This window comes from Candidatus Hydrogenedentota bacterium (assembly GCA_019695095.1).
Classification (GTDB): Bacteria; Hydrogenedentota; Hydrogenedentia; order Hydrogenedentales; family SLHB01; genus JAIBAQ01.
The window spans coordinates 34,326-45,895 of sequence record JAIBAQ010000013.1 but is presented as its reverse complement, the minus strand read 5'-3'; the positions used below and the strand labels follow the sequence as shown (position 1 = coordinate 45,895).

Annotated in this window: 8 protein-coding genes; 5 read left to right on the top strand and 3 right to left on the bottom strand. The window is 58.0% G+C overall.

Annotated elements, in window-relative coordinates:
* Nucleotides 1-8 precede the first annotated feature (8 nt).
* Nucleotides 9-2,072 carry an isoamylase gene (locus K1Y02_04050; GenBank protein MBX7255515.1) on the top strand — a complete coding sequence of 688 codons (2,064 nt, stop codon included), beginning with the start codon at nucleotides 9-11 and terminating at the stop codon, nucleotides 2,070-2,072.
* 18 nt (nucleotides 2,073-2,090) lie between these two features.
* Here K1Y02_04050 and K1Y02_04045 read toward each other — a convergent pair whose 3' ends face one another.
* Nucleotides 2,091-2,720 (bottom strand): PspC domain-containing protein, encoded by a 630-nt coding sequence (locus tag K1Y02_04045; GenBank protein ID MBX7255514.1) that lies wholly within the window; start codon nucleotides 2,718-2,720, stop codon nucleotides 2,091-2,093.
* 297 nt (nucleotides 2,721-3,017) lie between these two features.
* On the opposite strand from K1Y02_04045, the gene K1Y02_04040 reads away from it, so the two are divergent.
* The gene (locus K1Y02_04040) at nucleotides 3,018-4,094 is read left to right on the top strand and encodes a hypothetical protein (protein ID MBX7255513.1); all 1,077 of its coding nucleotides are present in this window, start codon (nucleotides 3,018-3,020) and stop codon (nucleotides 4,092-4,094) included.
* The gene (locus tag K1Y02_04035) at nucleotides 4,091-4,804 is read left to right on the top strand and encodes a hypothetical protein (GenBank protein ID MBX7255512.1); all 714 of its coding nucleotides are present in this window, start codon (nucleotides 4,091-4,093) and stop codon (nucleotides 4,802-4,804) included. Before K1Y02_04040 ends, K1Y02_04035 begins: the two co-directional genes overlap by 4 nt.
* Nucleotides 4,805-4,811: 7 nt before the next feature.
* Here the strand turns inward: K1Y02_04035 and K1Y02_04030 are convergent, their stop codons facing one another.
* The gene (locus tag K1Y02_04030) at nucleotides 4,812-5,924 is read right to left on the bottom strand and encodes a DUF5009 domain-containing protein (protein ID MBX7255511.1); all 1,113 of its coding nucleotides are present in this window, start codon (nucleotides 5,922-5,924) and stop codon (nucleotides 4,812-4,814) included.
* A gap of 130 nt (nucleotides 5,925-6,054) precedes the next feature.
* Here K1Y02_04030 and K1Y02_04025 point away from each other — a divergent pair, with 130 nt between their 5' ends.
* Nucleotides 6,055-7,032, top strand: coding sequence for an NAD(P)-dependent glycerol-3-phosphate dehydrogenase (locus K1Y02_04025; GenBank protein MBX7255510.1), 978 nt, complete (start codon nucleotides 6,055-6,057; stop codon nucleotides 7,030-7,032).
* On the opposite strand, the gene K1Y02_04020 is transcribed toward K1Y02_04025, so the two are convergent.
* A complete protein-coding gene (locus K1Y02_04020) occupies nucleotides 6,998-10,552 on the bottom strand; it encodes an alpha-amylase (protein MBX7255509.1) in 3,555 nt (1,184 codons plus the stop codon). The genes K1Y02_04025 and K1Y02_04020 overlap by 35 nt on opposite strands.
* 326 nt (nucleotides 10,553-10,878) lie before the next feature.
* On the opposite strand from K1Y02_04020, the gene K1Y02_04015 reads away from it, so the two are divergent.
* Nucleotides 10,879-11,397: a dCMP deaminase family protein gene (locus tag K1Y02_04015; GenBank protein ID MBX7255508.1), complete on the top strand. Its 519-nt coding sequence runs from the start codon at nucleotides 10,879-10,881 to the stop codon at nucleotides 11,395-11,397.
* Nucleotides 11,398-11,570 lie beyond the last annotated feature (173 nt).

Sequence of the window (11,570 nt, the reverse complement as noted above, 5' to 3'; positions counted from 1 at the left end):
TCGATAGCATGATGAACGACGGACTCGGCAGAACGAAACTAAGGTGCCTGCCCGGATACGGGCAGCCCTTTGGAGCAGTCATTCGCGATGGCGGCGTGCAGTTCTCCCTGTTCAGCCGGAACGCAACACAAGTTTGGCTGGGCCTGTTTGAGACCCCCGACGCACAAGAACCGTACGCGGAATTCCGATTCGACCCCTACAAGAACAAGATCGGAAACGTGTGGACCATGCAGATCGAGGGCCTGGCGGAAGGAGCACTCTACCTCTACCGCGTTGCCGGACCGGCCACACGCCTCAAAGGCCATCGCTTCGATCCGAATGCCTATGTGATGGATCCCTACGCTCGCGCGTTCGCCGGCGATTTCAAGCAGCCGCTCGCGAAGTGCGTCGTTGTATCCGATGTGCCGCCTGCCCTTGCCGACAAGCGGCCCCGCGTACCCATGAGTCAGACTATTATCTACGAGATGCACGTCCGCGGATTTACGCAACATCCGTCATCGGGCGTTAATCACCCCGGAAGTTACAGCGGCATCGTCGAAAAGATCCCATACTTCAAAGAACTTGGCATCACCACGGTTGAACTGTTGCCGGTTCACGAGACGGGCGAATACTATTTGCCCCGCATCAACCCGTTGACGGGCGAGCCGCTCATCAATTACTGGGCCTACAGCCCCATCGGATTTTTCGCCCCTAACCGGCGCTATGCATGCGACGTGACGCTCGGCGGACAGGTCCGCGAGTTCCGCGCAATGGTCGATGCCCTCCATGAAGCGGGACTCGAAGTCATTCTTGATGTGGTCTACAACCATACCAGCGAGCAAAGCGGGTCAGAGCCTCCTCTGTGTTTTCAGGGCATCGACAACAGCATCTACTACATGATCGACGACAAGGGAGGCTACAAAGACCTTACCGGTTGCGGCAACACCATCAACTGCAATCACCCCGTCGTACGTGACCTGATTCTCGATTCACTGCGCTACTGGGTAACAACCATGCAAGTCGATGGGTTCCGATTCGATCTCGCTTCAATACTCCGCCGCGATCGGGCCGGCCATCTGATGTACTTCGGACCCCTGATTGAGCACCTTTCCGAAGACCCCATCCTTCGCGAAGTGAAGCTCATCGCCGAACCCTGGGACGTGGCAGGGGGCTACCTCGTCGGATCGTTTGGCGGCGAGGAATGGGCCGAATGGAACGGCCAATACCGAGACGATGTCCGGCGGTTCTGGCGAGGAGACATGGGTATGAAGGGCCACTTCGCCCTGAGGCTCACCGGCAGTTCCGATCTGTACGAAGACGACGGCCGCACGCCGCTGCACAGCATCAATTTCATCACCGCGCATGACGGATTCACCCTGCGCGACCTGTTCTCGTATTCATCCAAGCAGAACTATCTAAACGGCGAAGAAAACCGCGATGGCTCGTCCGAGAACTACTCGTTTAGCTGCGGTGAAGAAGGCGAAAGCGACGACCCCATGGTCCTCGCCTTGCGCCTGCAAATGCAGAAGAACATGCTCGCGTCGCTGTTCCTTTCATTGGGCGTCCCCATGATGCTGGGAGGCGATGAGTTCGGCCGGACGCAACTCGGAAACAACAACGCGTACTGTCAAGACAACGACATCTCGTGGTTCGACTGGAGCCTGGTCGAAAAGAATGCGGACTTGCTGCGCTTCTGCCGTGAACTTATCCGGTTCCGAAAAGACAACCCCGCCTTCACCCGGCGCAGGTATTTCACCGGCACGCCGCGCAAGCCGGGGGCAACGCCCGATGTTCTATGGTTCAGCGCCAAGGGCATGCCCCAGAATTGGTCACCCGAAGATTCATCGCTGGCCTGCTGGATAAACGGTACCGAGAACGGCGGTGTGGCGCTTTATCTCATGTTCAACCCGACACCGGAGGTGGTGCCCTTCATCGTGCCGGAAGGGCAATGGCGTGTTCGCATAAATACTGCGCTCAACTCGCCGCAGGACATCCTAGACGTCGATTCTGCTCTACGCATTCAAGCGGGGCGGCACGTCGTTTGCTCCGCGCACTCCATGACGCTCTTGTCCGAGCACTCGACTTCGTCGTAAGACAAACGCCGGACTGCGTTAACGCATCAACGAAAGCAATGCGTCCGTGCCGGGCTTTCCGCTTGTGTCATCGATAAAGCCGAGCAGCGTGCCCACAATCAGTGAGGCCAAGCCAAAACACAATATGACGCCGTAGACAGCCAAACCCGCATGGACCACCTTCTTCATGGTGCCCTGCCAGCCCGATGCCAGCGGCAACCCCGCCAGCATGGCCAACGGTATGGCAATAAACAAAGTCCAACGAAACAGCGATCCGCCTGACGTGACCAGCCAACCCCACTTCGGTGCGATGGTCGGCGGCCCTTGTGTGAGGAGCATCACGCCGTGCGCGAGGAGCGTCGCGAGCAGCCCCGAAACCACATGCAACAGAAGAGCAATCGCAAAAACCACGGCGGCAGACTTCGCTACCGAAATCCAATTGATTTCGTCCAGCGACCGATTCCCTTCCGCGGTGAAGTAGACATAGAAATACACGGCCAGATACCCGACCAGCAGGAATGGCAATAAGAACGGCACAATTCCCAACATCACGGCGGCAAAACGAACCAGCACGGGCTCAACGCCGAACCGGTGCGCCAAACCTGCGCAAACGCCTAGCCAAATGCGGTTATCCCAGTTGAGAAGCGCGGTATTGTCGTTACGACTCATCAGTATCCCATCGGATTGTGGCGAGGAAGCCCCGCCAGCACAAACCCCAGACCATGCGCGAGTATACCCCAGTCCCGGTGCCTATGGGTAGAGCGCTACGCTACCGCGATATTCTACCGCGATACGCTGCCGTGTCCACCTCGTCCACCGCGTCCACCTCGCCAAAGCCGCCCTAGGTAACAAGCCCCAGGTTGAGCTCGCGCTGAAAGCGCACGGCAATCTCGGCACACACTCCCGCCCAGCACGCGGATATGCTACACTCTCGCAAATTCTGGGGCGTTTGGGGAGACCTCCGCTATGAACGATTCACTAGCTCCCGGTCCACTGCACGAGCGCTATGACTGGCTAGACCAGGCGCGCGGACTTGTCGTATTGCTGCTCGTCGTTTCGATGGCGACTGACAAATACCGGGGCGACGTCGTCCTCGGCGATCCGCCGCTCGGGCCTACGCTCATGAACCACGGCTACGCCTACTTCGACGGATTTCCCGCCGCCATGACCTTCATCGACAGCGGACACGCTCTGTTCATGATCATCCTGGGATTCGTCGGCTATCTGGCATTCACAAGCCGTCTCAAAAAGAAGGGCGGAAGCGTTGCGTTCTGGTACGGCTTCCGGCGCGTGGCGGTCCTCTACTTCCTCTCCGCCATTGCGCACATCCTGCTCCCGTACTTCTTTAAGGGGCACATCGAATGGGGGCACTTCCTCTACATGGGCGCGTTCACCGTTCTGGCCTTTGGTTCGATGACGTCCTTCCTATCGGCCGTGTTGGTGCCCAATGCCGACAAGAGAATCCTGATACCCATCGTATTGGTCCTCATCCATTTGATGTTGTATGCCTTTCCTATCTTTGATCGCCGTACCCCCTTCGACAATGCGCTGAACTTGCCCACATTCCCGTTTGCCTTGTTAGGCATGACCGCTCTGGCCATTACGGGCAGCTGCTTCGGACAATGGTTCCGAATGGACCCCGAAAATCCTTCCGTGGGCTTCAAGAAACGCATCGTCCCGATTTCGACATTTGCTTTCATCGCCGCTTATTCGTTGGACTGGATGCAGCCGGCCCAACACCATGACGTGAATGCGGCCATGCAGTTGCAAGCTTTGTACGTGTGCGGTTTCATGCTGATGGCTTTCTACGCCTTCAGCCAAGTGGGCTTCCGGTTTTCGCTCCTGAGTAGCCTGGGTAAGAACCTGTTGCTGATATTCGCCGCAGGCGGCCTCACAATCCAGATCTACTTCGCAATGGTCCCCAAAACACTGCTGCTCCAGTCTCCCTTCCTATCCCTGGTGTTGGCCGGTATCCTTCCCATTGCATTTGTCTCCTACGTCGCAGTCGCATTGGATCGACGCGGCATCGTGGTGCGGGCATGAGCGCGCCGGAACGTTTCCCAAAGTGGCTCGTGGCAGCCGCTGCAATTGCGGCGATTCCTTACTGCGTGGCCTTTCACATCGGAACGATGAAGAGCCGCGCTGTTGAAGAGTTCGGCAAACAGGGGTTGGCCATGCTGGGTATTGCGCGTCAAGCCAACGCCTATGCCTGTTCGCATGAAGGTGAATGGCCACCTATCGATGCAGTCCACAAGCGGTTTACCGTCGCGCCGGGTCTCCTTCCACCGAGTTTCCATATGGGCAAAGCGGTCGAGTACCCCTTGGAATCGGACACCAAGGCCGTGCTTGTTGGACCTATCGGACGCCATAGCGCGGTCACGCTTGAACCGGGTGTAGACCCGGCGGACTACATCTACCTGCCGTACGCCGTTGCGTCCGAGGAGGAGGCTATGACTTTGGTCGAGGCCGTTCGACACGGCGCAGACCCAAGCAAAGACATTTCGGTAGAGACGGGCAAGGGTACGCTTGGAAGCAACACGTTCTACCGCTTCCGGCGCGACCTGCACAAAAAGATGGCGGCCGATCATGTCATTCCCCACGCATCGAGCGCGGTGTTTGCCAACTTTCCCATGTTCATTCAACGTCCGCGCGACGGGCATGCTTGGGTCATATTCGCGGACAATCACGTTGCGTATTTGCCCTATCCCGGACCCTTTCCGCTAACGAAATCTTTCATCGCCGCAGTGCAATAGAACCACGTCAGACGCGCAGGAAGATCCCCTTGCGGTAGAGATAGCGCACGAAGGCCAACGAGAAGGCCAGTGAAAGGACTACGCGAAGAAGGTAACCCACGTCCGGGCCCACCATCGCCGCAACACCACCCCCCACAAACCGATCCGCCAGCGCGTTGAAATCCATGAAGTTTCGCGCCAGGTAGATCGTCAAGGCGTTTGCGCCGATCCATAGAAACGGCGGCGTCCACCACCGGATCTTCCACACGTCCACAATGAGATGAAACACGCCCAGGAGAAATACGCTGAGGCCGCCCGACACCAGAACATACGACGGCGTCCAGAGCATCTTGATAATTGGCGTTTGCAGCCCCAACAACAGCCCCAGCACAGTCACGACGAGTCCGCCACCAATCAAATAGCCCGCCTTCTTTTGAGCCGACAGCGTTCCCGCTATCAGCAATTGCGCCGAGAACACGCCCATCAAACACGTGCTGACCGCAGAAATGGTCCCCAGTATCCCGTTGGCATCCCACGTGCCTTCGTGCTTGCGCCCCGGCAGCCAATGCGCGTCCACGAATGCGGTCCACGTCCCATCCGGTTCCCACGACACCGTCTCGTGCCCGGGTGCAGGCACAAAGCTCAACAGGAACCAGTATCCCGCGAGAATAGTCACGCAAATCGCAACAAGACTCCGCGTCCCGAAGTGGCAAAACAACAATCCCGTAATTAAGTAACAGATTGCGAGCCGCTGCAACACGCCCATCAAGCGGATATCCGACCACCCGCCGCCCATGCCTCCGTAGTAAACGAGACCCAGCATGTACATCAGCACTGCGCGCCGCGCGATTCGCTTGTACGCGGCGGTCCTCCCTTTTCGCTCCAGCAATTTGCCCAGCGAAAACACCACCGACATGCCGACCACGAATACAAACAGCGGAAAGATGAAATCGTAGAACGTGAACCCAATCCACTTGGCATGATCGAGCTGGGGGAGAAGAAGCGCCTTCGCACGTTCGCCGCACAATCCCACAATGCCCAGCGCCAGCCCTGTGCCTCCCGCGAGCCAGAACATGTCGAACCCGCGCAGCACGTCGACGCTGAGCACGCGATCCTGTGGATTTGCTGTCTCCGAACTCATGATTTCCCCCTAATGCTACGGTCGACCGTGCGGAAATACCCTCTATTCAAACGCGGAAGTATGGCGCTCCCGTGCGCGCAACGTCAATCCGTTTTGAATTCCGCCGTCGAGTCCCGTATAAGGTGCGCCCATGAACATTCAAATGATAGGTGCTGGAAGCTGGGGCTTGGCCCTCGCGCGACTGTTGGCGATGAACGGGCACAACGTGCGGCTTTGGTGTCGCGAAGAAGACGATCCGGATACGTTGCGCGACACACGCCAAAGCCGATTCTTCTTGCCGGGCATCCTGTTGCCCGAGGCAATCGACGTCTCGCGAGACATCGATCCCGGCGCCGACATTGCCGTGCTCGCCACTCCGTCTCACGCGATGCGTTCCGTCGCGGGCAAGCTCCAATTTTCCCCGCAGACCATTCGCGTCAGCGTGGCAAAAGGTGTCGAAAATGAGACGCTCTTGCGCATGAGCGAAGTGATTGCGGATGTCTCTGGTCCCTGTACCGTTGCTGCGCTCTCCGGACCCAGCCACGCCGAAGAAGTCGCGCACGACCTGCCCGCGTCAGTCGTCGTCGCCGGCTCGAACTTGGAAGCCTGCGAACGCGTGCAGTCTGCTTTTGTCAGCCGGTCCTTTCGCGTCTACACAAGCCCGGACATTGTGGGTGTCGAACTCGGCGGTTCGCTCAAGAATGTCATCGCGATTGCCGCCGGCGTATGTGACGGTTTTGGATTGGGCGACAATGCCAAAGCCGCATTGATGACGCGCGGCCTCGCCGAAATGGCTCGGCTTGGCGTGGCCATGGGCGCGGATCCGCTCACGTTTGCCGGTCTCAGCGGCATGGGCGACCTCATCACGACGTGCGAGAGCAAACATTCGCGCAACCGCGCCGTGGGGGAAAAGATCGCCAGCGGACTTAGCCTCGAAGCCATTTTGGGTTCATCGCCGATGGTCGCCGAAGGCGTGCGAACGGCCCAGTCGGCTCACGCGCTTGCCCGCCGCACCGGCGTCGAACTGCCCATCACGGAACAGGTCTACCGCGTCCTGTTCGAAGGGGCAGACGCGCGCAACGCGATCGATGCGCTTATGGGTCGCGACGCGAAGCCCGAGCGTGGCTGATCTTTTCGGCTTCTTCCAGCGCAGCCTCGTCAAGCAAGACCTTCTCGATCTCCGCGACACGGTATCCGGCTTCCTGCGCGGCATTGAGTACGTCGCGTGACCACGTATACCAGCGCTGAATCACGGCGGCCGCATCTTTACCCGATGCGTCCGGCGCAGCCACTGCGAAGGCGGCATGCGTCAGTGTGAGCCAGTAAAGTGCCGATTCAAGTCGTTCGCGGTTAACGTACTCCACCCCTTCAAACTGATTCATGCCCAGGATGGGTTTGGCAATCTCCGGCTCGAACACCATCTTTACCATTGCCGAGTCCGTGGGCGTGGAAACATAAAGATCGAGCAGAAACGATAGCAGCTCAACATCAATTTCGGCTTCCCATTCTCCGCGTCCCATTGCCACGAAAGCGGCCCTGGTTTCATGTGCCAGCATCCAATGTTCCAGCCAGTCCTCCGCGCGAACATGCGACGGTTCGCCGTGAAGCGCCTCATCGATTGGCAAAAGAATCGCTGTGCACAGAGGTATGCGCCAGAACAACGCCCAATCCGGGCCGCCAGGCTCGGGTATCGGCGCAACCAAATAGTCGATCACATTCTTCGGCAATTTCAGAGCCGAAGCCTTCTTCTCGAACGATCGCAGACCGGTAATCCATGCGGCGGCCTTGTCTATCACCGGCTTTGGCTCGGCAGACACTCCCGATCGCTCGCTCAAAATCGTCAGAAACTTCTCCAGCGACGCAGCGATAGGCTCCCACGTCTTTTTCGAAACGCCCTTGTTGAGCGGCTTTGCCATCAGAGCGCTCAATGTTTCCGCGTTTACAGCTTCCCTGAAAGCCTCGCGCAACGGGGCAAGCACCAACGAACGCTTGGCGAGTTCCACACTCGGTACACCGCCACCACCCAAGTGCCACGCGATCTCGCCCCACGATCCGTCGGAATCGTATACCTCGCGGAAATCCAGAAACACGTGATACTGATAGCCGTACAAATGAACGAACAATCCCTCGTCGCACAACTGCCGTCCCGACCGGATGTACTCCAGATTGTCTCGGTGATCGCGGAAGATGTAATAGACGTTGTCATCGCCGCGCAATCCCAACGAATCGGCCAACGATTTCGTGACTATCGTTCCCTCGTCGCCTCGGCCCGTGTTGATGCCCGTCGACGTCTTGATCCAGCCCTGTGTCGCGCCAAATGAGTTGTTGTAGAACACGATGGACCGATGATCGCCCGCGCGGTTCGAGTACGCGAACACGTTCTCGTCCACGTGCCCGTTGTCCGCATGAAAATCGTAGAACGCGAAATGCTGCACGCCGCTAAACTGATAGCGCCTGCGGCTCAACGGGAAAATCTCGCGCTCGTGTCGCGCCACCAACTCCTCGTCGACCTGCTCTTCCCAGTACGCGCGCCGATACTCCATGCCGTACTTCTCGGTGAATCCTTCGATCTGACCATGGCCGAACATGGGCAGGCCCGGCAGCGTAACCATCAACAACGCCACGCCAATGTACTTGTCTCCTTTGCCGAACTGCTCTACCGCGGTACGTTCGTCGGGGTTGTTCATGAAATTGACGAATCGCTTCAGCACTTCCGGACTGAACTCGAGGACATTGCGCATTGTCTCGCGATAATTGGAGTTCTGCTCCATCTTCAGCATGTTCATGAACGCGCTGTTGTACACGCGATGCATGCCAAGCGTGCGAACGAAGTAGCCCTCCATCAGCCAAAAGGCCTCCGCCAGCAACAAGGTATCCGGCGCCTCCTGCGCGACCCGATCCACGACTTCGCGCCAGAATTCCTCCGGCATCTGCGTATCGAAATCGGCTCGGCTCATCCCGTGTTCCGCGCGCGACGGTATCGCCCCGGCATCGCCCGGCTTCGGAAACCACAACCGCTGATAGTGCTTCTTGGCGAGCGTCATGGCGGCGTCAAACCGAATCACCGGAAATTGCCGCGCCACATGGAGAATGGTCTGGATGACCGCTTCGCGCACTTCCGGCAGCAGGTAATTCAACTGGGCCGTATCGTTCCACGGCATGCTTGTGCCGTCGTTTCCGTGGTAGATGTATTTCGCGTCTCCGGTCCAGTTGTCCACGCGTTTGAACACAACTGCAGCGTCGCGGTGTGTCCAATAACCGTCTTCAATATACAGACCTACGCGTGGATCTCTCGAGAGATTCGTTCCCGTGAATTGATACGCCGGATACGGCGGATAATCCAGTTGCAGGAACCACTGCGGGTGCTCGATGACCCACCGCGAATAGATGCCCATGTGATTTGGCACCATATCACTCGCAAGCCGTATGCCCCGCTGCCACGCCCGGTCGCGCAGATTCTGGTACGCTTCATCTCCGCCCAAATCCGCCGCAATGTCGTAATCGAAAAGCGAATACGCCGACGCCACCGCCTCGGGATTGCCCATGATGCGCTTGATATCCTCGGAAGCGGTCGAGCGTTCCCATACCCCAATCAGCCAGAGGCAATTGAATCCCCAACGCGCCAAACGATCCAGTTCTTCATCGGGCACATGATCGAGCCGGTAAATCGGGCGCTCGTACTTTTTCGACAACTGATCGAGCCAGACGTAGATCGTCTTCGCGATCATCACGACGTTCGACATCCAGTCCGCATCCGGAGAGAAACGCTCCGCTTCGGGATAGATGTCGGCATCCGCGCCCTGGTGGCGTCCGAATCGCAACACTTCTGTAGAGCCCGCGCCTAACCCGCGCATAAACGTCTCTTCGCGCAAGATGCCGCGAATCACCAGCAACCGCTCAATCAGGTCTGCAGGCAAGAAGTGCGCCCACTTCGCCCGGATATACTCCAGTTGATCGTCCAGCGAATTCGGCGCCGCCTTCATCGGAGCCCGCAACGACTCAAATAGCGTCATGCCCAACGCGTCGACCGGAGGCTGATTCGCAAAGAACGACTCCAGAAGTTCCACAAGTTCCTTGTATGGAGCCTTCTGTTTTAGCTCATCGTCCGAAAAAAGCGGGATAAACGACTTCAGCGCCGGATTCGATATCGCCAGGCGCAACAGCACCATCTCGATCACGGACACGTGCTTGTTGGACCGCAGTCCCTCCTTCTTCGTGAGAAACTCAGTTTCCGGCGTGCCCTTGAGTTCTACCACCGCCGGAGGAAAGAGGTTCACGAAGGTGGGGGGCGGCGACTCCACCGTATCGTCGCTGGAACAGGCCCGCGTCCAGTTCAATCCTTCATCCAATACGCCCGGTTTCTGCTGCCAGCAGTAGTAATGGACCACGTACCGCAGAATGTCCGTCAGCAAGCCCAGCGTGAGGGCGTGTCCGGGGCGTATCGGTTCTTCTGCCGGCGATTTGGCGGCGCGCTCCGAGTTCACCCGCTGGACGAACTGACGCGTCGCGTGCACCGTCGCCCGCGTTTCGCCGATGGTCTTGCCGCGAAGCAAGTCCGCAACACCGCACCGGTGCCACACCTTTCGCGTCAAATGAAAGCCAAACGGGAAGTAGTTTTCCCCAATAAGATTGGATAGCGTATCCGGCATAGGCGCTCCCGTTATTCCTTACTTCGTGTAGTCGGGGCCTTCGGTGTGATGGGACAGAGGCAGAACGTCCTCTGTTACACGTGGTCGCGCTATGATTGACGCGCCAAAGGCTTAGCCTGCACGATGCAGTGTACACCAATACATAAAGTGGACACCAATTGCACCGCCATCGCTCAATTCCTCGGCTTGTTCTGTCTCTTGGATCCCATTGGTCCCTTGCGTCATATCTCTTGCCACCAACACCCTTGGGCGCCAGCTACCTCTGCCGCTATAATCGTGCTCAGTCATCTTCTTGTGTCCTCACAACCACGGCAATTGAGGGTCCTATGACGAGCAAGCGAAGCGATTACATCTCCTGGTCGGACTACTTCATGGGCATCGCCATCCTCTCGGCACAACGCAGCAAAGACCCCAGTTCCCAGGTAGGCGCATGCATCGTGAATCCCGACAACAAAATCGTCGGTATTGGCTACAACGGTTTTCCCCGCGGCTGCAGCGACGACGAACTTCCCTGGGAGCGCGAAGCGGCGAGTCCTTTTGACACCAAATACCCCTACGTGTGCCACGCCGAACTGAACGCCATCATGAACAAAAACAGCGCCGACCTCGTCGGATGCCGCCTCTATGTCACCCTCTTTCCCTGCTGCGAATGCACGAAACTCGTCATCCAGGGCGGCATCACCGACATCATCTACCTCAGCGACAAGTACCACGACACTGACAGTGTGCGTGCCGCCCGCCGCATGCTCGATATGGCCGGAATCAAATACACGCAGTTCAAGGCACAACACGCCCGCATCACCATCGATTTTGCCCAGGAAGCCAGTACCGTCACCAAGATCTAGTTCCGAGCAGGGGACCGCGCCAGCGCGGGTTTTGATGTTAGAAACAACGATCAAGTGGGCAGCCTTCACAAGGCATCGGGCAATATGCCCTGTGCTTCGTTCGCAATTACTCAGACAGCCTCTTCTCTGGAGTGCCGTAGGCACGGCAGACTCCAGCCTGGGGTGAGATTCGC

Bases quoted from the DNA above. Each gene is read 5' to 3' on its own strand.
- K1Y02_04050 (MBX7255515.1), top strand. From the start codon at position 9: ATGATGAACGACGGACTCGGCAGAACGAAACTAAGGTGCCTGCCCGGA.
- K1Y02_04045 (MBX7255514.1), bottom strand. From the start codon at position 2,720: ATGAGTCGTAACGACAATACCGCGCTTCTCAACTGGGATAACCGCATT.
- K1Y02_04040 (MBX7255513.1), top strand. From the start codon at position 3,018: ATGAACGATTCACTAGCTCCCGGTCCACTGCACGAGCGCTATGACTGG.
- K1Y02_04035 (MBX7255512.1), top strand. From the start codon at position 4,091: ATGAGCGCGCCGGAACGTTTCCCAAAGTGGCTCGTGGCAGCCGCTGCA.
- K1Y02_04030 (MBX7255511.1), bottom strand. From the start codon at position 5,924: ATGAGTTCGGAGACAGCAAATCCACAGGATCGCGTGCTCAGCGTCGAC.
- K1Y02_04025 (MBX7255510.1), top strand. From the start codon at position 6,055: ATGAACATTCAAATGATAGGTGCTGGAAGCTGGGGCTTGGCCCTCGCG.
- K1Y02_04020 (MBX7255509.1), bottom strand. From the start codon at position 10,552: ATGCCGGATACGCTATCCAATCTTATTGGGGAAAACTACTTCCCGTTT.
- K1Y02_04015 (MBX7255508.1), top strand. From the start codon at position 10,879: ATGACGAGCAAGCGAAGCGATTACATCTCCTGGTCGGACTACTTCATG.